General features: G+C 58.2%; 22 protein-coding genes and 1 pseudogene. 10 read left to right on the plus strand and 13 right to left on the minus strand.

Annotated features, from left to right (window positions below):
- A pseudogene (gene gcvT / locus ACRZ96_RS15960) lies at positions 1 to 121 on the minus strand (glycine cleavage system aminomethyltransferase GcvT); the annotation flags it as partial.
- A gap of 291 nt (positions 122 to 412) precedes the next feature.
- Complete coding sequence (locus ACRZ96_RS15965) at positions 413 to 1,600, minus strand: Zn-dependent hydrolase (RefSeq protein WP_480814835.1); 1,188 nt, start codon at positions 1,598 to 1,600, stop codon at positions 413 to 415.
- A 129-nt stretch (positions 1,601 to 1,729) separates the two neighbouring features.
- Here ACRZ96_RS15965 and ACRZ96_RS15970 point away from each other — a divergent pair, with 129 nt between their 5' ends.
- From ACRZ96_RS15970 to ACRZ96_RS15985, 4 genes are read left to right on the plus strand one after another with little or no spacing between them, the layout of a single operon-like run.
- Positions 1,730 to 2,380, plus strand: a complete 651-nt coding sequence (locus ACRZ96_RS15970) for a histidine phosphatase family protein (protein ID WP_170513888.1) — start codon at positions 1,730 to 1,732, stop codon at positions 2,378 to 2,380.
- Positions 2,381 to 2,390: 10 nt separating this feature from the next.
- Positions 2,391 to 3,005, plus strand: a complete 615-nt coding sequence (locus ACRZ96_RS15975; RefSeq protein ID WP_480706426.1) for a glutathione S-transferase family protein — start codon at positions 2,391 to 2,393, stop codon at positions 3,003 to 3,005.
- Between the two features lie 14 nt (positions 3,006 to 3,019).
- Positions 3,020 to 4,075 (plus strand): saccharopine dehydrogenase, encoded by a 1,056-nt coding sequence (locus ACRZ96_RS15980; protein WP_170598443.1) that lies wholly within the window; start codon positions 3,020 to 3,022, stop codon positions 4,073 to 4,075.
- A gap of 3 nt (positions 4,076 to 4,078) precedes the next feature.
- Complete coding sequence (locus tag ACRZ96_RS15985) at positions 4,079 to 5,221, plus strand: saccharopine dehydrogenase C-terminal domain-containing protein (RefSeq protein ID WP_170637086.1); 1,143 nt, start codon at positions 4,079 to 4,081, stop codon at positions 5,219 to 5,221.
- A gap of 66 nt (positions 5,222 to 5,287) precedes the next feature.
- Here the strand turns inward: ACRZ96_RS15985 and ACRZ96_RS15990 are convergent, their stop codons facing one another.
- From ACRZ96_RS15990 to ACRZ96_RS16005, 4 genes are all read right to left on the minus strand, one after another.
- A complete protein-coding gene (locus tag ACRZ96_RS15990) occupies positions 5,288 to 5,488 on the minus strand; it encodes a DUF1127 domain-containing protein (protein WP_480563455.1) in 201 nt (66 codons plus the stop codon).
- A 57-nt stretch (positions 5,489 to 5,545) separates the two neighbouring features.
- Entirely contained in the window at positions 5,546 to 5,782 is a 237-nt protein-coding gene (locus ACRZ96_RS15995) for a DUF1127 domain-containing protein (protein ID WP_170394595.1), read from the minus strand.
- A 130-nt stretch (positions 5,783 to 5,912) separates the two neighbouring features.
- The gene (locus ACRZ96_RS16000; protein WP_170408475.1) at positions 5,913 to 6,230 is read right to left on the minus strand and encodes a DUF3775 domain-containing protein; all 318 of its coding nucleotides are present in this window, start codon (positions 6,228 to 6,230) and stop codon (positions 5,913 to 5,915) included.
- Between the two features lie 87 nt (positions 6,231 to 6,317).
- The gene (locus ACRZ96_RS16005) at positions 6,318 to 7,088 is read right to left on the minus strand and encodes a DUF1365 domain-containing protein (protein ID WP_480771842.1); all 771 of its coding nucleotides are present in this window, start codon (positions 7,086 to 7,088) and stop codon (positions 6,318 to 6,320) included.
- Positions 7,089 to 7,376: 288 nt separating this feature from the next.
- Here ACRZ96_RS16005 and ACRZ96_RS16010 point away from each other — a divergent pair, with 288 nt between their 5' ends.
- From ACRZ96_RS16010 to ACRZ96_RS16020, 3 genes are all read left to right on the plus strand, one after another.
- On the plus strand, positions 7,377 to 7,892 hold the full coding sequence (locus ACRZ96_RS16010; RefSeq protein ID WP_480814858.1) for a sigma-70 family RNA polymerase sigma factor: 516 nt from the start codon (positions 7,377 to 7,379) through the stop codon (positions 7,890 to 7,892).
- A gap of 10 nt (positions 7,893 to 7,902) precedes the next feature.
- Entirely contained in the window at positions 7,903 to 8,553 is a 651-nt protein-coding gene (locus ACRZ96_RS16015) for a ChrR family anti-sigma-E factor (protein WP_170408477.1), read from the plus strand.
- 112 nt (positions 8,554 to 8,665) lie between these two features.
- The gene (locus tag ACRZ96_RS16020) at positions 8,666 to 9,007 is read left to right on the plus strand and encodes a hypothetical protein (protein WP_480814836.1); all 342 of its coding nucleotides are present in this window, start codon (positions 8,666 to 8,668) and stop codon (positions 9,005 to 9,007) included.
- A 3-nt stretch (positions 9,008 to 9,010) separates the two neighbouring features.
- Here the strand turns inward: ACRZ96_RS16020 and ACRZ96_RS16025 are convergent, their stop codons facing one another.
- The 6 genes from ACRZ96_RS16025 to ACRZ96_RS16050 form a co-directional block, all read right to left on the minus strand.
- Positions 9,011 to 10,240, minus strand: a complete 1,230-nt coding sequence (locus ACRZ96_RS16025) for a DNA recombination protein RmuC (protein WP_480814837.1) — start codon at positions 10,238 to 10,240, stop codon at positions 9,011 to 9,013.
- A gap of 52 nt (positions 10,241 to 10,292) precedes the next feature.
- Positions 10,293 to 12,143: a DNA mismatch repair endonuclease MutL gene (mutL, locus tag ACRZ96_RS16030; protein ID WP_480814838.1), complete on the minus strand. Its 1,851-nt coding sequence runs from the start codon at positions 12,141 to 12,143 to the stop codon at positions 10,293 to 10,295.
- A gap of 283 nt (positions 12,144 to 12,426) precedes the next feature.
- On the minus strand, positions 12,427 to 13,356 hold the full coding sequence (locus ACRZ96_RS16035; RefSeq protein ID WP_480706439.1) for a metal ABC transporter permease: 930 nt from the start codon (positions 13,354 to 13,356) through the stop codon (positions 12,427 to 12,429).
- Positions 13,353 to 14,558: a metal ABC transporter permease gene (locus ACRZ96_RS16040; RefSeq protein ID WP_480706441.1), complete on the minus strand. Its 1,206-nt coding sequence runs from the start codon at positions 14,556 to 14,558 to the stop codon at positions 13,353 to 13,355. The genes ACRZ96_RS16035 and ACRZ96_RS16040 overlap by 4 nt, the downstream gene beginning before the upstream one ends.
- A 2-nt stretch (positions 14,559 to 14,560) precedes the next feature.
- Positions 14,561 to 15,364, minus strand: coding sequence for a metal ABC transporter ATP-binding protein (locus ACRZ96_RS16045; protein ID WP_170426192.1), 804 nt, complete (start codon positions 15,362 to 15,364; stop codon positions 14,561 to 14,563).
- Between the two features lie 3 nt (positions 15,365 to 15,367).
- Positions 15,368 to 16,321, minus strand: a complete 954-nt coding sequence (locus tag ACRZ96_RS16050; RefSeq protein WP_170408483.1) for a metal ABC transporter solute-binding protein, Zn/Mn family — start codon at positions 16,319 to 16,321, stop codon at positions 15,368 to 15,370.
- A 199-nt stretch (positions 16,322 to 16,520) separates the two neighbouring features.
- On the opposite strand from ACRZ96_RS16050, the gene deoC reads away from it, so the two are divergent.
- Genes deoC through ACRZ96_RS16065 form a run of 3 tightly spaced genes read left to right on the plus strand, consistent with a single transcriptional unit; the run spans position 16,521 to position 20,705 of the window.
- Positions 16,521 to 17,519 (plus strand): deoxyribose-phosphate aldolase, encoded by a 999-nt coding sequence (deoC, locus tag ACRZ96_RS16055; RefSeq protein ID WP_170408484.1) that lies wholly within the window; start codon positions 16,521 to 16,523, stop codon positions 17,517 to 17,519.
- A gap of 11 nt (positions 17,520 to 17,530) precedes the next feature.
- Positions 17,531 to 19,864: an aldehyde dehydrogenase family protein gene (locus tag ACRZ96_RS16060; RefSeq protein ID WP_480706444.1), complete on the plus strand. Its 2,334-nt coding sequence runs from the start codon at positions 17,531 to 17,533 to the stop codon at positions 19,862 to 19,864.
- Between the two features lie 25 nt (positions 19,865 to 19,889).
- Positions 19,890 to 20,705: an SDR family oxidoreductase gene (locus tag ACRZ96_RS16065; RefSeq protein WP_223117187.1), complete on the plus strand. Its 816-nt coding sequence runs from the start codon at positions 19,890 to 19,892 to the stop codon at positions 20,703 to 20,705.
- A 69-nt stretch (positions 20,706 to 20,774) separates the two neighbouring features.
- Here ACRZ96_RS16065 and ACRZ96_RS16070 read toward each other — a convergent pair whose 3' ends face one another.
- Positions 20,775 to 20,939: a hypothetical protein gene (locus ACRZ96_RS16070; RefSeq protein ID WP_170515005.1), complete on the minus strand. Its 165-nt coding sequence runs from the start codon at positions 20,937 to 20,939 to the stop codon at positions 20,775 to 20,777.
- Between the last annotated feature and the right edge of the window lie 163 nt (positions 20,940 to 21,102).

Genomic DNA, 21,102 nt, shown 5'->3' on the forward strand with positions numbered 1-21,102 from the left:
GCTCCCCCATAATCCCCAAAGGATACTGAACAGGCATCTCCCATCCCGCAAAATCAACCAACTTACCCCCCAACTCAACATGCAAAGCGTGCAAGGGAGTGCGTTTTAAGGATGAAGTCATGGTGGCCACCTGCTTTGTATCAGTTACCCAGAAACGTTCCTGTCAGTCTGACCCAAGCTGCACAGATTGCAACGATTCAGCCCAGGATTTCAGCAGATCGCCTCGATCACGGCAGAACAGTATACGGGTGCATGCATCAACAATGTTCCTATAGGAAACTTTTTTCCGTTAGGCAACACTCCTTGTTCGGAGTCAGTAAAACTGTGCCGAGCACCCACCCATAGCTGGTAGACATCCCCGATAGTAACTTGGTTTAGCGTGGAAAATCGTGAAATGGTCTTCAACTTACCTTCATTCCTCAAGGGAATGGACTGCGCGATCAAGCACCCTGAGACCTGCAACCAAATCCTCTTCGGCTGTGTCTTCGGCAAAATCGTGGCTGATTCCGTCAATCGACGGGACAAAGAGCATCGCAACCGGCATCAGGCGCGAGACATTGGTGGCATCGTGGAGCGCTCCGGATGGCATATTGCGCCAACGCCCAGGCGCAATGGCCTGCGCGCCGCTTTCCAGCGCACCGCGCAAAACCGGGTCCATGCTGACGGGCTCTAACCCCAGCATCGGGCCGTAGGTTAGTGTTACGCCCTGCTCTTCGGCAATCTGCTGTGCGGTCGCGCGAATGATGTCTTCCATACGCACCAGACGCTCAGGATCGCCGTCGCGCCATTGCATCGAAAACCGCACCCGTCCCGGCACGATAGAGGACGCATTGGGGTGAACATCAACACGCCCGATGGTCCAGACGGTTTGCGGCGTGACCACATTACGGAACCGGTCATTGAGGCGCGTGTTGAACAGCGACAGGGCCTGAAACGCGTCACGTCGCAAATGCATTGGCGTGGTTCCAGCATGGTTTTGCTGGCCTTGGAAGGTGATGACCATATCGCGGATGCCGACGATATCGGTAACAACGCCGATCTGTTCACCGGCTGCATCCAGTGCCGGGCCCTGTTCGATGTGCATTTCGATGAAGCCGCTGAACCGGACAGGATCAACAAAGCCTTGCGACTTCTTTGCCATTTCAGCCCGCGCGCTGCCAAAGGTGACGCCTGAGCCATCAATCAGCACGTCCGCCTGTTCCAAAGATAATCCACCTGACCAGACCGCCGATCCGGTGGTGACGCCGAACCGCCCCTCTTCGTCCTGAAAACTGACGACCGAGATGGGTCGATCACTGGAACGCGCGATTTCCAGTGCCGCAATGACGCCCAGGGCTCCGTCCAGCCAACCGCCCTCGGGCTGGCTGTCGGAATGCGAGCCCATCAGCAGCGAGGGTCCATCAGCCAACCCGAACAGGTTTCCAACCGGGTCGACATGCGGAGTCAGGCCAGCCTCGGTCATGCACCCGGCGAGCCACTGGCGCGCGGCGATATCAGCTTTGGAATAGGCAGGGCGGACGACGCCCTTGCCGACGCCCGAAGCCCCGAATGAACGCAGCGTGTGTAGATCGGTCAGAAACCGTGTGTGATCGACAGCCATGGGTCCTCCTTGTCGGGGTGACCATAGCGGTAAACTTCGCCTGATATAGGAGTTTTTTCGGGCCCGCGTGAAAGCCCTCTGGTCCCGGCCCCGAACCTGCCCTAAGACGTCAACGCAAGAGGGATCATCATGTCACATATCACATTAGTGCGCCACGGGCAGGCCAACACAACCGCACGGGATGAGCTGAGCTATGACCGGCTGAGCGAACTGGGTCACCAACAGGCCCGTTGGCTGGGCGCGCATTTGCGCGATACCCGCCTGCATTACCCTCGGGTTTATTGCGGCACACTCAACCGGCACGTGGAAACTGCGGCCAGCATGGGGCTGCCGCAGCCAACTCGGGATGCGCGGCTGAATGAGATCGAGTATTTCACCCTTGCCCAGTTATTCCAACAGCAGCACGGGGTTGAAATACCAACCGACCGCGAAGGCTTTGTCGAGCACTTGCCCCGCACCTTTGCCGCCTGGTCCCGGGGCGAGATCGAAGATACGCCAGAATCCTTTGAAGAGTTCGAGACTCGCGTTCGCGATGCTCTGCGTGAGATAGGCACCGAAGGCGGTCCGGCAATTGTCGTGACCTCGGGCGGGCTGATCTCGATGGTGGTGCGGCAGGCGATGGGCTTGGACATCCCATCGATGGCGCGGGTGGCGCTTGCCATCATGAACACGTCGATGCATCGTCTGCACCCGATTGGCGCGCAGCTAAGTCCGGTTCTGTTCAACGCAGTGCCCCATCTGGAAGCGCCAGACCGTCAGTTCGCGCAGACCCATCTGTAAGGAGGCTACAATGCAACTTTATTATGCCCCCCGCACAATCTCGGTCGCCGTGGCAATTGCGCTGGAAGAGGCCGGGCTTGAGTATGAGGCCATCCAACTGGACTTTGCCGGAGGTGAGCAAACCAAACCCGCCTATAAGCAGATCAATCCAAAAGGTCGGGTCCCGGCACTGGTTGTGGATGGCGTCATTCTGACCGAAACCGGAGCGTTGCTGGAATACACTGCCGCTAAAGCGCCTGAGGCGGGATTGGTGCCATCAGATCCGGTTATGGCGGCGCGGATGCGAGAGGTGATGTTTTATCTCGCCTCGACCATGCATGTGAACCATGCCCACAAGATGCGCGGGCCCCGTTGGGCAGACAAGAAATCCAGCTGGAAAGACATGAAGGACAAAGTCGCGCAAAACATGACTGAGTCCTGCGCATATATCTCGTCGAACGGGTTGCGTGGGCCGTTTGTTTTGGGCGAGGCGTTCTCGCTGGCCGACGCGTACCTGTACGTGGTTTGCAGCTGGCTGGAGGGCGACGGTGTTGACGTCTCGGCCTTTCCAAAGATCATCGCCTTCCGAGAAGCGATGGAGGCGCGTCCCTCGGTACAGGCGGTACGCGCTGCCGGTATGCTCTGACAAAAGGAATTGGAATGACACATCTCTGGGTCCGGGCAGAACAGCGCCCGAACGAGGAACGGGTCGGGCTGACCCCCGAAGGCACTGCCGCGTTGATCGCGGCAGGCATCCGCGTGACGGTCGAGGAAAGTTCCGTCCGCGCCATCGCAATTGATGGCTACAAGGACGCGGGCTGTGAAATCGCGGCTGAGAATTCCTGGCCCAATGCCCCGCTGGACGCGATCATCTTTGGCCTCAAGGAGCTGCCCGAGGACGGCACGCCCCTGCCCCACCGCCATATCATGTTCGGCCATGCCTATAAGGGGCAACATTCAGGACGCGCGCTTTTGCAGCGGTTCAAGGCTGGCGGCGGCACACTTTATGATCTGGAGTATCTGGTCGAGGAAAACGGCCGCCGGGTTGCCGCTTTCGGCTATTGGGCTGGATACGCGGGGGCTGCCGTGACGCTCAAGACATGGGCGGCCCAGCAACGAAATGAAGAATGCCCGCCGGTTGGTGTTTATAAGAACAAAGACACGTTGAATGCCGAATTGCTGGCCGAGCTGGACTCCACCGGCGCCGACCGTCCCCGCGCCATCGTCATCGGTGCGTTGGGCCGTGTTGGCACAGGCGCGGCTGATCTCTGCGAGGCAATGGGCGTCAGCGTTACCAAGTGGGACATGGCCGAAACCGCCCGCGGCGGACCATTCCCAGAAATCCTCGATCACGACCTGTTCTTGAACTGTATCTTCGCTCGTCCCGGCACACCGGTCTTTGTCCCACGGTCAGCGCTGACCACCTCGCGGAACCTTACAGCTATCGGCGATGTGGCCTGCGACCCGGATAGCGATTACAACCCAGTGCCGGTCTATGACCGCGCGACCACATGGGATGCCCCCGCCTTGCGCGTGGCCACCGATCCGGTGATGGATGTTATGGCGATCGACAACCTGCCGTCGATGCTGCCTGTCGAAAGTTCCGAGGACTACGCGGCGCAATTACTTCCGTCGTTGTTGACCCTCACCGATCTGGATAGCGGCGTCTGGGGCCGGGCAGAAGCAACTTACAAAACTCATATTGAAGGGATCTGAGCGATGACGATTCACTGGTGCGGCACCGGCCTGTCGGCCATCCCCGGCCTGCGCCGTCTTATTGAAGGCGGGCACAAAGTCACTGTCTGGAACCGGACCATTGAGAAGGCCAAGACAGAGGTCGGTGACCTCACCGACGACATCCGCGCCTTCGACATCGACGCATTGGGTGCGGTGCTGGAAAAAGGTGATGCCATCGTATCGATGCTGCCTGGTGACTGGCATGTACCTTTGGCAGAATTGGCAATCTCGAAAGAAGCCAACTTTGTCTCTTCCTCATATATCGCACCTGAGATGCGCGCGCTGGACAGCAAGGCCCGCGAGGCCGGAGTAGCGCTGGTTAACGAAGTTGGGTTGGACCCGGGCATCGACCATCTGATGGCGCATGCGCTGGTTGCCGATTACCGCGCCTCGGACGCGTTTGATCCCCAAAACCACCTGAGCTTTATCTCTTATTGCGGAGGCGTTCCCAAGAATCCCAACCCGTTCCGCTACAAATTCAGCTGGTCACCTCTGGGTGTGCTCAAAGCGCTGCGCTCTCCTTCCAAGTCAATCCGGGACTACGCGCCGCTGGATGTCGCCCGACCTTGGGACGCGATCACCAGCTACATCGCACCGCTGCCCACTCCGGAAAGCTTCGAAGTCTACCCGAACCGCGACTCGATCCCCTTCAAGGCCGAGTACCAGTTCGAGGATCACTGGCCGGTCAAGGAATTTGTCCGTGGCACCCTGCGCCTGAACGGCTGGGCTGACGCGTGGTCGGATGTGTTCACCGAAATCGAAACGCTGTCCGGCCCCGAAGGCGATGCGCGCTTGAAAGAGATGTCGGATCAGTTCTGGGCCGAGAACGCCTATGACGAGGGCGAGCCTGACCGCGTGGTTTTATGTGTGGGCCTGAAGGCGGAAAAGGACGGCGTTGAAGTTTGGCACAAAACCTATGTCATGGATGCCTGGGGCGACGCGCGCGGGACGGCGATGGCGCGGCTGGTTTCGATCCCGGTTTCATTGGCCGTCGAGGCCGTGCTGAACCGCGCTATTCCCGCAGGAGTTCACGCTGCACCCAGCGACCCGAAGCTGGTGCAGGACTGGATGCGCGAGATCGACACGCTGGCACAGCACCTGCAGATCGTGGACCACACGGCCTAAATCACAAACAGCCGCTCCGGTACCTTCGGAGCGGCTGCGTTCTTAATGCGGCTTAACCCGCTATCGTCAGATGTATTGCGCAATCACCGCTTCAACATCACAGCGATTGATGCCCAGTTCTGACAGATCGGAATCAGAAAGCCGGTTCAGTTCCTGGGCGGCACAAACGATATCCGCCCTGATCGCGTGTATTCTCATCGCCCGGTCAAACAGCATCAATGCGCTTTTTGAAGGGGGTTGTTTCGGGATTGGGTTGGCATCCAGCATACTTGTTACCTCAGCAAAATTTAAAATGGACCGATTTCCGTTCAGCGCCGGAAAGGCTTAAACGCCGTTCAGATAGGGTATGTTCTGATAGACGTTCCGATATACGCGCCGCCTGATCTCACCACGCGGAATGCCGATATCAAAAAGCTGACGATCGCTGAGTTCTTCAAGCGCCCGGATCGTGTTCTTGTAGACCTTGCGGCGCTGCCATCCTGACTTTGGCACTGTTTGGTTCACAAGTTGGCCAAAAAGCAGATCCCGATGATCTGCTCCGGTTGCATTGACATGTGCCATGACGGTTCCTCCTAGATTCATCGCTGTGTTTGATGAACCTGATCAAAGAACTCGACATTAACCCCGACGGAAGGCCGCATTAATTTTGCTTCATACGCTAGGATAAGCTGACCCGTCGCCAGATCACCGACTACATCAGATCGTTTTCAACGTCCTCGGCTGAAATACCCAGCGCATCCAACCCGTTTTCCAGATGGTCCGACAAATGCGGTGTTCCGATCAGATAATCCGCGCAAGGCGTCGAGGCTTCGGACTTAGCCGTCGCGATCGCTTCGGCCAAATCCTCGGCAAAAAAGCTTTCTCGACCGATCCACATGACGGCCACCAGTTCTGCTTGCTCATCCTCACCCATACGGTCGATGAATGCGCGCAATTCGCCCTCGGCCCGGTCCAGTTCACGCCCCATCATGGCGACCTGGGCGATCTTTCTTGCCGAGATTTCCAACATCTGTCTCAACTCCTCGTGTTCGCGGTCCAGGCATTTCTGCACGATCCCACAGATGACCGTCTTTGATCTTGCGCAAAGCGGAGGGCTTTAGTGCCGCGACCGGGATACAGGCTGATCGGGAACCGGCGCGGTACGAAACGGGCTGAACCGCGCCCGTTTGAACCACAGCTTCACAGCCTGCCAGTGGATCAGAAACACCGCCCGGCGCGCGCCGAACGGACGCCGCCAGAGAGACTTTAGAATGATCCGGTTGCTGTACGGCTGGCGCGGACCGGTCAGCGTGGCAATCAAACCGCCTCGGGCACGCCCATAATCGATCCAGACACCAACACGTTCGTCCTGATAGTCAAAGTGGAAGGTATAGGTGCCCTCGATCTTCTGAAACGGAGAGACATGCATCAGCTTGTCCGCAAGTATCCGATCGGTAGGTGCAATCGGTGAAAGATCGGGTTTGTGGCACAAGTAGCTATGGCGTGTGCCATAAGTGTTGGTCACCTCGGCCACCACAGCATAAAGCTGGTTATCTTTATCAAAACAGAACCAGAAACTGACCGGATTGAACACATGCCCTAACACACGGGGTTGTGTCAGCAAGGTCATCCTGTCCGGTTGTGGAATATCTTGCGCCTCAAAGCACTCACGCAGCCAGATCGCCCCGCGACCCTGACCAGGTTCACCCCCATGATCACAATCTCGCCAGCTTGTCAGGTTCGCGCCATTGATCGAAAACAGGGATGGGGTCTTGGGGTGGGCCTCGGGGTCTAGCAAGATGTAATCGACGGAATAGCGAAACGCATTCTCGACCGCACCTTTGCGCCCGTGAAAGGTATGGCCCGCGATATAATCAATTCTGTTCATGAAACAGATTTTCCGTCCTGCCCGCAAATCATTCAATTGACATGCATTTCCGCATATCTGGTATCTCACAATACGATATTCAGCCGGTTTTGGATGAAATTTATCCAACCGACTGATCCACCTTGGGTGTCCCCACGTATTGTGGTTATGTTTACCGAGACTGACACCGCGACATTGGACGAACCGACGGCAGAAGCTGCTGGAAGAATTGTTTGGCGCGGACCTAAGCGTTTTAAGGGCAACTCGGTGAACGGACAGAATAATACTTGTGGCGCCAGAAAGGATTGGGTGGAACACGTCCGTCGAATCCGAGACGCTCACGATCAGGCGGCCTTCGCCGAACTGTTTCAGCATTTCGCGCCTCGTATCAAGGCGTTCCTGATCAAGTCCGGTTCGGATGCCGCCCTGGCTGAAGAATGCGCGCAGGAGGTCATGGCGACCTTGTGGCACAAGGCGCATCTGTTTGACCCGACAAGGGCGACGGTTGCGACCTGGGTGTTCACGATCGCAAGGAACAAGCGCATTGACGTATTGCGCAAGCAACGCCGCCCCGAACCCGAAGACCTCGGGTGGGGGCCGGAGGCGGAGCCGGAACAGGAAGACGTTTTAGCGCTGCAACAGGAAACCGCGCAGCTGCGTGATGCCATGGCTGCATTACCTGAGGCGCAAAGACAGCTGATCGAGAAGGCTTACTTCGGAGATCTGAGCCATCGAGAAATCGCATCTCAGACCGGGTTGCCCTTGGGAACGATCAAATCACGGATACGGCTGGCGCTGGACCGCTTGCGCCACGCGATGAACTGAGATGACGAGCATGAAAAACGAGATTAAACATCACCTGACAGACGACCTGCTGATGGCCTATGCCGCAGGCAATCTGCCCGAAGCGTTTGACCTGATGGTCGCAACGCATCTTTCTCTGTGCGACCACTGCCGCGCCCGCGCTGAAAGCTTTGACGCAGTTGGCGGATGCGTTTTGCAAGAACAAGATGCGTCAGCAAGCATGAGTGACGGTTCACTGGCGGCAACAATGGCATTGATTGCTCAGGGCGCACCAAAGGTGAAACCCGCGCACCCGTCTTGTGCAGTTCTTCCGACACCGCTGCAGGACTATGTCGGCGGCGACGTGAACGCGATCAAATGGAAGCCCGTCGGCATGGGTGTCAAACAGGCAATCCTGCCCACGACCAGCGAAGCCACCGCCCGGTTGTTGTTTATCCCCGCCGGGGCAGCAGTGCCGGATCACAGCCATAAAGGCATAGAACTGACGATGGTCCTGCAGGGTGCATTCTCTGACGAGATCGACCGCTTCGACCGCGGCGACGTCGAAATCGCTGACCAGTCTATCCATCATACGCCTACGGCAGATATCTCTGAAGACTGCATTTGCCTGGCCGTCACTGATGCTCCACTGAAGTTCAGCAAGCTGATGCCGCGCCTGTTCCAGCCATTCCTTCGAATCTGACCCGTTGTGGTAGGGTTGTTTATCGACGCTAACTAATTGGGGGTTTTCAATGTTCTTAAGAATGGCGGTCACAGCGCTTTTGCTGACTTTTGGGGCCAGCGTTTCCGCACAGATGTCCGCAGACATTAAATTCCAACCGGGCAATTTCGGCACGATGGTGAATGGGACTGTCACCGGCGACGAGTATTTCGACTATAAACTCGGAGCCAAGGCTGGGCAGGAGATGTTCGCCGACCTTAAGGTCAGTGACACCAATGGCAACGGCGTGATCTATTTCAACATCTTGCCGCCGGATAGCGACGGCGTCGCAATTTACAACGGCTCAATCGATGGAAATACCGCCCGGATCGAGCTTCCCGATGATGGCGACTACACCATACGTGTTTATCTGATGGGTAACGATCGCGACACAGGCAAGACGGTTGGTTACAACTTGGACCTGTCGATCCAATAACGCTTACCCTTCGGTTTTGCCCAGCGGCACGACGTTTGTTTGGTCATCCGGCGCAAGCTCTTCGAAATCGAAATTATCCAACCGTTGCGCCCGGCGACCCGCCTTTTCCGCGCTGATCTTGATTTCCGAGATATCCTTTGCAGCCTGCCCGAAATGACGGTCGAGATTCGACACCCGGTCGCCTAAACGTTCCACATCCTTATGCAGCAGCCCCAATTCCTTGCGGATCGCACCGGCCTGTTCGCGCATACGCGCATCTTTAAGGATCGCCCGCATGGTGTTCAGCGTCGCCATGCACGTGGTGGGTGAAACGATCCAAACGCGTTTCGAGAAACTCTCTTGCACCAATTCAGGGAACTTGGCGTGCAGCTCGGCATAGACTGCCTCGGAGGGCAAGAACATCAAAGCGCCGTCGGCAGTTTCACCGTCCAGAATGTACTTCTCAGCAATATCGTTGATGTGCTTGCGCACTGTACTGCGGAACATCTGCACGGCTGTTTTCAGCTCCATATCATTGGTCGATCCGATCAGCGCCTCATAGGCTTCCAGCGGGAACTTACTGTCGATCACGATTGGTCCGGGAGGGTTCGGCAGGTTGATCAGGCAATCAGCGCGCCGTCCGTTCGATAACGTGGCCTGCAGCTGAAAACTATCTGATGGCAGCGCCTTTGAAACGATATCGTTCAGCTGGATTTCCCCGAATGCCCCGCGCGTCTGCTTGTTCGACAGAATATCCTGCAATGACAGCACGTCGCCTGAAAGCTTGGTGATATTGTCCTGCGCCTTGTCGATGGCTGCCAGACGTTCCTGCAATTGCGTCAGCGAGGTCGCCGTCTGTTTCGACGAACCATGCAGCGATTCCTTCATCCGCTCCTGCATCTCAGCCAGAGCGCGCGCCGATTTCATCGCGTTATCGGCCAGCCGGTCATTCATCTGCTGTTGCACCGATGACAGGCGGGATTCAACGGTCTGGATCACCTGCACCTGCGCGTTGGCTTGCGTGTCCGAGACATGCTGTAGGCCACCTCGCAGTTGTTCCTGCCCCTGGCCCAGTTGCTGCACATGCTGCCCAAGGTGCGCCATCTGCCGGGCCAGCGGCTCCGCCATCCGAGCTGAACGCTGTGACGCTCGAAGTGACAGAAACAGAAGCAGCAGAATCAACACCACCACCCCGCCCACTGTCAGGATAACAGGGTCATTCAACGCATATTGAGTGCCAGCAATCTCGATCATGTTGCCTCAGATGTTCTTGTTTTATTCTTCATAGCCCGAGCGGGCCAGCGGATCAACTGCGGCCGAACAGGCGTTCGATATCGCTCAGCTTCAGTTCCACATAAGTTGGCCGCCCGTGGTTGCACTGCCCGGAATGGGGCGTCGCCTCCATCTCACGCAGCAGGGCATTTATCTCTTCGGCCCGCATCCGACGGCCAGACCGAACCGAACCATGGCAGGCCACCCGGCTCAGGATCGCCTCGATCCGCGCTTGCACCGTCTGGCTTTCGCCCTGATCGGCAAGCTCATCAAGGATATCGAGGATCATCGCACGGGCATCGACCTCTCCCAATATGGCCGGAGTCTCGCGCACGGCGATTGCCCCGCCACCAAAGGGTTCGATGGTCAATCCAAAGCGCGACAGGTCCTCTGCAACGGCCATCAGTCGCGCGCAGTCACCGTCTGTCAGTTCGACGATTTCGGGGATCAACAACGCTTGTGCGGCAACGCCATTTTCGGCCATCTGGGACTTGAGCTTTTCGTAAACCAACCGTTCATGTGCGGCGTGTTGATCCACGATCACCATGCCGTCTGCCGTTTGGGCGATGATGTAATTCTCGTGCACCTGCCCGCGCGCCGCCCCCAAGGGCAGGTCTTGCGGCTCATCCACCGGTGCAGTTTCGGGCACCGGTTCCATGATGCGTCCGCTATAGTCCTGCGACAGTTCCGCAAAGCCCGGAGACTGCGCCCGATAGGCCGCCTGACGCGCCGCGGGTGACGGGCGATCCATTTGATACACCCGCGCCGGGGTTGCAGGTGCCGGCTCGGGCCGCATCGCACCCAAGGTTGCGTTGGCCACGGTCGAAGATGCCCGGTGCCCGGCCTCGGCCAACGCGTGACGCAGGCTGGACACGATCAAGCCACGCGCGAGGCCCGGATCGCGGAACCGAACCTCGGATTTTGCCGGATGTACATTCACATCCACCAGCGTTGGATCGCAATCTATGAACAGCGCCGCCGCCGGATGCCGGTCGCGGCTGAGGAAATCGAAATAGGCCGCTCGCAGCGCACCGGTCAGCATCTTGTCCCGCACGGGTCGCCCATTGACGAACAGATACTGCGCCACTGCAGCCCCGCGCGAATAGGTCGGCAGCGCGGCATAGCCATAAAGCCTGAGCCCTTCGCGTGTGGCATCGATCTGCAAAGCATTCTCAGCGAACTCACGGCCAAGAACGCGCGCCAATCGGGCATGCAGCGCATCAAACAGATCGCCATTCTCGCGGTCGGCACGAAAGGTCACGCGCCCCTCTCCCCCGCCCGAGACATCGCGCAGAGTGAACGCGACCGAAGGCTCGGCCATCGCCAAACGTTTCACAATGTCCGAGATCGCCTGCGCCTCGGCCCGGTCAGTGCGCATGAATTTCAGCCGTGCCGGGGTGGCGTAGAACAGGTCTCGCAACTCAACCACAGTCCCAGCGCGCAAGGCTGCTGGCTTCACTGCATCCATTTTGCCACCGCACACTTGGATCGAGGCCGCATCAGCACCCGAGACACGGCTGGTGATGGTCAAACGCCCGACAGCCCCCAGCGAGGGCAGTGCTTCACCGCGAAATCCAAAGGTGTGGATATTCAACAGGTCGGCGCCGTCGATCTTCGACGTCGCATGGCGCGACAGCGCCAGTGGCAAATCCCCGGCTGCGATCCCACACCCATCATCTGTGACACGAATCAGGGTCTTGCCGCCATCCGCGACCTCAATGGCGATGCGTGTGGCCCCGGCATCGATGGCGTTTTCGACCAGTTCCTTGACGGCAGAAGCAGGCCGTTCCACGACTTCACCCGCTGCAATCCGGTTGATCGCTGCGTCGTCAAGCTGTCGAATGACCGGCCGATCGTCGCTGATATTGGGGTTAGCATACACCATACCGCTAGACCTAGCATAGGCGCACGCGATTCGACCACCGGTTTGAATTGTGAAGAGCGGGCTTTAAACGAGGTATCCGGCCAGTTTGACCGCGCCGTTAAGGGGGTAGCGACTAAGGTCAGAACTGGCCGGATATACCAGAGTGAGTGGTGGTCTTGTGGTTTCCAATTGAAAGTTTGGTATCACCGAAAATGGAATAAATCTTGTTAAGAATTCGTGATTGTTTCCACTTGGCGAAGTTCAGCCGAAACTGCGTGATGGGCGTTGGCGTGAATACGCCAAGTCAAGCCTGACTGGGCGCTCCGCTGCGGGTTCGGCATGGGCCAAAAGCAGCGGTCAGCGCCAGAATCAGGCCTGATATCGTGGCGATCATTCCAGCGGCGCTGACAGCATCCGCAGCCCCCAACCACAATGGGCCATAGCCCGCTAAAACATAACCGGACACGGCGGAAAGGGTTGCGAACAGGACACTCCAGACGATCTGGGCTTCCAACCGGTTGGTCATCATCCGTGCTGCAGCTGGCGGGCAGATAAACATTGCAATCACGATGATCGACCCCACTGCATCAAATGCCGCGACAGCAGCAATCGCAGCTATGATCACCAGCGCCATCCCTAACGCACCAGTGCGGATACCAATTGTGCGCGCAAAGCCTTCATCGAAGGTTGATATCTTGAGCGGTCGCCAGAACAACCACGTGAATAGCAAGACCCCCGTCAGTGTCAGCGCAATGCGCGGCAATTCAGGTGGCAACCCTGCCAATGCCTGTAGATCCAGCAGCGACGACCAGTCCGTTGCATCCAGCCAGATCAAGCTTTCCAGATTGCCGTAAAGCGCATGTTCAACATCCAAATGGACGGTCGAAGTGTCAGTCTGCTCAAGCAGTAGGACACCACCGGCGAACATGGTCGTGAATACGACACCCATCGCTGCCCCCGGCTCGATCTGACCCAATCGCCGGATCGCTTCGATCATAACCACGGCGACCACAGCAGCCCCTGCTGCGCCAAGCATCATCGGCCAAGTTGAAATTGCGCCTGTCAACAGAAACGCGACGACAATACCGGGCAACACCACATGGCTGATCGCGTCGCCAATCAGCGCTTGCTTGCGCAGCACCAGAAAGTTGCCGGGCAGAGCGCATGCGATGGCCGCGAATGTCCCAATCAACAAAGGCGTCAGCGACAGGGGTACGAACTCTTCTCCGCTCATGGCGTGACCTCCTGCGGGCCGCCGATACGGCGATCGATCTCGGCGATCTGATCGCGAGTCAGCACGGTCTCGATATCGCGCAGCCCATCGTACAGCGCCGCAGTGGCCTCATGCGCCTGATCCGCGCGGACGATCTCCCACCGCTTTTCGTCTCGTAGGGCCTTGGCCGCACGCGCCCTCCCTTCCTCTGTTGCAACTCCATCGGCGCGCACAAGGCCGGTGCGGCGTAACAGGCGAATGGTTAGGGGTTCATAGATTTGCTGCCCCTGCGCCAGTGCCAGCAGTCCCTGCCGAATGTGCACTCGACGCTGGAACCGAAGGTGGCTGAGAATAGCTGCCAACACGCCCCGAACCGGCGCGAACAGGAGAGACAGGGCAAAGAACCCAAAGCTGACCAGAACGATGATCGGTCCGGTCGGCAGGTTCGGAGCCGAGGCCGAAATACCTGCCCCCAGATACCCTGCAAGACCTCCGGCCAAACCGGCCAGAACGACCACGCGGTCGGATCGCTCCGTCCAGAACCGCGCTGTCACAGGCGGGATGATCAGCAGAGCAACAATCAGGATCAGACCAACGATCTTTAGCCCGACCACGGTCACCGCCATCACGAGCCCCATCATCGCCAGATCAATCCGATGCACGGGCAACCCGCGCGCAGCGGCATATTCGGGATCGAAGGCGACCATCGTCATCGGGCGGCGGATGATCATCACCAGTACCAACGTTGCCGCGCCACCGATCGCGATGACCAGAGCATCAGCCCATAGCATCCCAGCAGTAGAACCCAGCAAGAATCCTTCCAATCCTGCCTGGCGTCCAACCCCCATGGTTTGAATAACGGTCAGCAGTACGACACCAAAACCGAAGAACACCGATAACACTGCGCCGATCGCTGCATCTTCTGCCAAACGTGTGCGACTGGTCAGCCAGTTCATACAGAGCAAACCAACCCATGCAGATATTGCCGAACCTGCAAGCAGTCCGATCAAATTCCGACCATCACCACCGAAAGCCACCAGCACCATGAAGGCAAGGCAAACGCCCGGTAGGGTCGCGTGGCTGATGGCATCGCTAACCAGCGCGCGTTTACGCAGGAATAAGAACGTGCCCGTCACACCTGCCGAAACGCCCAGTAACGTCGCACCAATAGCAACCAGCGTGGCGTTATAGCCAAGCTGTAACGTCAAAGCCTCCCAAAGCATGACTACCCCAGCGCGCGCGAAATCTGATCGATTTGAGCCGTTGCAAGACGTCCGCCATAAGCGGCCTGCAGCGTTTCAGCGGTAAAGGCCTGCTCCACCGGTCCCTCGGCCACTTTGCGGGTGTTGATCAGGAACACATGGTCGAAATAGTCGGTGACCGTGGCCAGGTCGTGATGCACTACAACAACGGTCTTGCCAGCCTCTTTCAACGATTTCAGCACGGCGATGATCGCCTTTTCAGTCGCGGCGTCCACGCCTGCAAAAGGTTCGTCCAACAAATACATGTCGGCATCCTGTGCCAATGCGCGCGCAAGAAAGACCCTCTGTTGCTGACCACCAGAAAGCTGCCCGATCTGACGGTCGGCAAATTCCCGCATACCGACACGGTGCAGACAGTCCATGGCACGGGCGGTATGGCGGGCACGAACACGACCCAGCAGGCCCAATTGACGCGACAAGCCCATCAGCACCACATCAATCACGCGCGTCGGGAAATCCCAGTCCACGCTGGCGCGCTGTGGTACATAGGCGATGCGGGCCCGCTGGTCCTCGAGCGGCTGACCAAACACGGTCACCTGACCCGACAGCGGAGACACGATCCCCAAAGCAGCCTTTAGCAAGGTTGATTTGCCAGCCCCATTTGGCCCGATAATTGCCGTCATGGCGCCGGGCTGCACCGTCATATCGACCGAGAAGACTGCGGGTTTCTGACCGTACGAGACGGTCAAACCCCGTATGGCGAGAGGGCAAAGATCGATGTCCTGCCCTTCGATAGAAACCCCTTGAACTGTGGCGAGTTCAATCATGGCTCAAAACCCCGCCGACAGTTTTCCGTTCATGCCGCGTTCGGGCACATCCGCCCCCAACGCGCCGGCAATCACAGTAATGTTGTGATCGAGCATACCGATATAGGTGCCCTCATAAGTGCCCGGCTCGCCCATGGCGTCGGAATAAAGCTCTCCGCCGACGCCCACTTTGTGACCTTCGGCCGAAGCACCCTCGATCAAGGCACGCATGGATCGATCTGAAACGGAACTCTCCACAAACACGGCGTTCAGCTGACGCTCTACCAGAGTTTCGACCAACTCACCGATCCGGTTCAACCCTGCCTCGGATTGGGTCGAGATGCCCTGAATACCCAGCACCTCATAGCCATATTCATCACCGAAATAGCCAAATGCATCATGCGCAGTCACCAGCACGCGGTTGTTTTCGGGAACGGCCGCCAAAACCTGCTTGCCATAGGCGGCCAGCAGATCGATCTCGGCCAGAAAAGCTTGTGCGTTGGCTGCGAACTCATCTGCCGCTTCGGGTCGGGCTTCGGTCAGAGCTTCCTGCACTTCGATCACGACATCGCGCCACAGAACCGGGCTCATCCAGACATGCGGGTCAAATTTGTCAGCGTAGTCGTCATGGGCGCGCAGTTTCGATGTGTCGATGCCATCCGCCACGGCAACCACTGTCCGCTTGCGGCCCAGATCGTCAAAGAAACCTTCCATCTGAGCCTCTAGATAGAGGCCGTGCCACAGCACCAGATCAGCTCGGGTCATCGCAACAATATCGGTGCGGGTCTGGCGATAAGCGTGAGGGTCGACACCGGGTCCCATCAAGCCCTTCACGTCGACCTGTTCACCGCCGACCTGGCGCGCAGCGTCTGCAATCATGCCGGTGGTGGCGACGACTTTCAGCGGCGCTTGAGCGATTGCGGCAACGGGCCACACAAGCACGAGAGCCAATGCCGTAAGTAGCGATCGACGAATCATTTCAGACTCCGAACGGTTATCCTGTTAAGTCAAAATATGAGAACCATTCGCAACTAAGTCAATGCAAATGCGAATTACTCGCAAGAAAACGACTATATTTGTCCATTTGGTCAAAAATTTGCCCCTTACGACGCTGGCACACCTTCCCTTTCGCTGCGACCCATGCGATTTTGACGCGAACCTCCAAAAGGACGGAATAATGGAAACGCAGAGCTCAGAAAGCACCGTGCGCACCCCGCATCTGCCGCAAGTGACCGAGCCCCGGAACCCAGGAATGGATCTGGATCTGGATTGGGTGCGGGCCGTGCAGGCCAACACTTCGGCCATCGAGCGCCGCGCAGCGACGCTGCCCGGTCGGCGGTCAGTGAAAAAAGAATACCAGGCCGCATGGCTGCTCAAAGCGATCACAATGATCGACCTGACCACGCTATCGGGCGATGACACGGTTGGGCGGGTTCGTCGCCTGTGCGCAAAGGCTCGTCAGCCTATCGCGTCTTCAGTTCTGCAGGCGCTGGACATGCCGCCGATCACAACAGGAGCGGTGTGTGTCTACCATGACATGATCGAAACGGCTGTGGACGCATTGGAAGGCACTGGTATTCCGGTTGCGGCGGTATCCACTGGCTTCCCGGCTGGGCTCTCTCCGTTTCATCTGCGTGTGGCAGAGATCGAAGAAAGCGTGAAGGCCGGAGCCGAGGAGATCGACATCGTCATCTCGCGCCGTCATGTGCTGTCTGGCGACTGGCAGGCCCTGTATGATGAGATGAAGGCCTTCCGCGTCGCCTGCAGCGATGCACATGTCAAAGCCATTTTGGCGACCGGAGAGTTGGGCAGCCTGCGCAACGTCGCGCGTGCTTCGCTGGTATGCATGATGGCGGGCGCTGATTTCATCAAGACCTCGACCGGCAAAGAAAGCGTCAACGCCACCTTGCCTGTGTCGCTGGTGATGATCCGAGCTATTCGCGACTATTATGACCGTACCGGCTATCGCGTAGGCTACAAGCCTGCGGGTGGGATTTCGAAAGCCAAGGATGCGCTGGTCTATCTGTCGCTGATCAAGGACGAGCTGGGCGACCGCTGGCTGGAGCCGGATCTGTTTCGCTTTGGTGCCTCATCATTGCTGGGCGACATTGAGCGGCAGTTGGAACACTATGTCACCGGCGCATACTCCGCCGGTTACCGTCACTCCATGGGCTGAGGACAAAAACAATGACAGTCAAAGAGATTTTCGAGACCATGGACTACGGCCCTGCCCCCGAAAGCGCAGCCGAGGCACTGGCCTGGCTGGTCGATCAGGGCGACAAGTTCGGCCACTACATCGATGGCGCGTTTACCAAACCCGGCAAAGGATTCGACAGCCGCAACCCAGCAACCGGAGAGGTTCTGGCCAAGCTGACACAAGCGAAACAGGCTGACGTGGACGCCGCCGTTTCTGCCGCTCGCAATGCGCAACCCAAGTGGGAGAAGCTGGGCGGTGCGGGTCGGGCACAATACCTCTATGCGATTGCGCGCCTGCTGCAGAAGCATTCGCGCCTGTTTGCCGTGCTCGAAAGCCTCGACAACGGTAAGCCGATCCGTGAATCGCGCGACATCGACATCCCGCTGGCGCAACGGCATTTCTATTACCACGCGGGCATGGCCCAGCTGATGAAAAGCGAGCTACCCGATGCGCAAGCCTTGGGTGTGTGCGGCCAGATCATCCCCTGGAATTTCCCACTGCTGATGCTGGCGTGGAAGATCGCGCCTGCGTTGGCCATGGGCAACACCGTGGTTCTGAAGCCGGCCGAGTACACCTCGCTGACCGCACTGCTCTTTGCTGATATCTGCTCGCAGGCCGGTCTGCCGAAAGGCGTCGTCAATATCGTGACCGGAGACGGTGCGGTGGGCGAGATGATCGTGAACGCGGATGTGGACAAGGTCGCCTTCACCGGCTCGACCGAAGTTGGGCGGCGTATCCGTGAAGCGACAGCGGGATCAGGCAAAGAACTAACCTTAGAACTGGGCGGCAAATCTGCTTATGTTGTCTTTGATGACGCCGATATTGATTCAGCCATCGAAGGTCTGGTCGACGCAATCTGGTTCAATCAGGGTCAGGTCTGCTGTGCAGGTTCGCGCCTTCTGGTGCAGGAGGGTATCGCTGATCGTTTTCATGACAAACTGCGCGCCCGGATGGACACACTGCGCATCGGGGATCCGCTGGACAAATGCATCGACGTGGGCGCTGTGGTGGACCCTGTTCAGCTGCAGACCATCAAAGGCAAGGTCGAGAGCAACACGGCTGGCCACGTGCATCAAGCCGCCTGCGAATTGCCCGCAAATGGCTGCTACTACCCGCCGACCCTGATCTCGGGCCTCGAAACCTCGGACCCGCTGATGCAGGAAGAGATCTTTGGCCCGGTTCTGGTCTCCTCGACCTTCCGCACTCCGGAAGAGGCGGTCGAGCTGGCCAACAACACCCGTTACGGGTTGGCCGCAACGGTCTGGACCGAAAACGTAAACCTCGCGCTGGACATCGCGCCCAAGCTGGTTGCGGGCGTGGTCTGGGTGAACGCAACCAACCTGTTCGACGCTGCTGCCGGGTTCGGCGGTGTACGCGAAAGCGGCTTTGGCCGTGAAGGCGGTTGGGAAGGGCTGACGGCCTATACCAAGCCCAAAGCCAAGGCCAAACCGCTGACAAAGATTGAGGCGGCAATGGGCGAAGGCGCTCCCGTCGATCCTATTGACCGCACCGCCAAGATGTATGTCGGCGGCAAGCAGGCGCGGCCCGATGGCGGCTATTCGAAACCTGTCTGGGGCAAGTCCGGCCTACTGGGCCATGTGGGACTGGCCAACCGCAAGGACGTGCGCAATGCGGTTGAGGCGGCGGCAGGGGCCAAGGGCTGGTCCAAGACCACCGGCCATCTGCGGGCTCAGATCCTGTACTACATCGGCGAAAACCTCTCGGCGCGTGCGGGTGAGTTCGCCGCTCGTATCGACGCAATGACCGGCAAAAAGGACGGCGCGAAAGAGGTTGAGGCCTCGATCCAGCGCCTGTTCTCCGCCGCTGCGTGGGCTGACAAGTATGACGGTCAGGTGCATGGCGTTCCGATCCGAGGTGTGGCGATTGCCATGAAAGAGTCCGTTGGCGTGATCGGCGCCCTGTGCGCCGACGAAGCGCCCCTGTTGGGCCTGGTCTCAGCCATGGCTCCGGCGATTGCGATGGGCAACCGGGTGGTTCTGGCGGCAAGTGAGCCCTACCCGCTGGCAGCAACGGATTTTTACCAGATCCTAGAAACCTCGGACGTGCCCGCCGGTGTGGTCAACATCCTGACCGGCAGCCACGCAGAGCTGGCAAAGCCGCTGGCCTCGCATCTGAACGTGGATGCGGTCTGGTCGTTCTCGTCCACCGATCTGTCTAAAGATATCGAGGTCGTCTCGGCCGGAAATCTGAAGCGGACTTGGGTCAATAACGCGACGGCATTTGACTGGAGCGTGGACCATTCGCGCCGCTTCCTGCAGGCTGCGACCGAAGTGAAAAACATCTGGGTGCCCTACGGAGAGTAAGGCCCCCGTACCACCGGAGGCCTAAATGGATTTTTCAAGTAAGACCGTCATCGTCATTGGTGGCACCAGCGGTATCAATCGCGGCATTGCCGAGGCCTTTGCGGCCTCGGGTGCTAATCTGGCTGTCGCCAGCCGGTCGCAGGCAAAGGTCGATGATACCGTGGCCGCGTTGAAAGCAGCAGGCGCATCCGACGCGATCGGCGCGGCGTTCGACGTTCGCAATCCAGAGGCCGTAGCCGAAGGCCTTAAGCAATTCCACGACGCTTTTGGAGATTTCGATGTCCTAATTTCTGGTGCTGCCGGCAACTTCCCAGCGCTGGCATCTGAAATGTCGGTCAATGCATTCAAGGCGGTCATAGATATCGATCTGATGGGCACGATCCACGTCATGAAAGGGGCCTACCCCTATCTCAAACGTCCCGGTGCCAGCATTATCAACATTTCGGCCCCGCAATCCTATCTGCCTTACGAAGGGCAAGCCCATGTTTGCGCCGCCAAGGCGGGCGTTGATCAGATCACCCGAACCCTTTCAATGGAATGGGGCGTCGAAGGGATTCGCGTGAATTCGGTCGTTCCGGGTTTTATCGAAGGAACCGAAGGCGCAAAACGGCTGGCCCCTACCGAAAATGCCCATGAAGAGCTGCGTCGGGACGTCCCGCTGGGTCGCTGGGGTCAGCCCCAGGATGTGGCAAATGCCTGCCTATTCCTTAGCTCTGATATGGCGAGCTATATCAGCGGAACAGTCATGGCCGTTGACGGGGCTTTGTATCAGCGCGGCTCGGGCAAGTTTGGCCAGATGATGGGTCAGATGCTGCGCGCAGCGAAAAAGGGCCAGGCTTAGGTTAGAACACAGGGGTCCGATTGGTGACAAACTTTTCAGTCGCTGGGCTTTATTTCCAACCTACCAAATTCAAGAGCTTCTGAAATAGATACCCGCTGCTACCAAAAGCGATGTCAGCGTACCAGCCACCACGTAAAGTGCGAAAGCGCTGAGCAGAGATTGACCGACAACCAAAGCGGCAGCAAAGGTTAAAAACCCTGCAAGTATTCCCAATCCCATTATCGCAACTATCATGGTGCCGCTATCCGTCCCAAGCCTCGTCTCAGGAGATGTTGATCTTCTGAATCCCATCTCCGTTCCCGACTAACATAGAATTCTCGACATTTCTGGCCAAAGTATGGCCAAGGCGAGTTAACGATTACTTAAGGCGGAGAATTGCCGATCTTCTGTCAGGCGC

Source organism: Ruegeria sp. CF1, assembly GCF_056537445.1.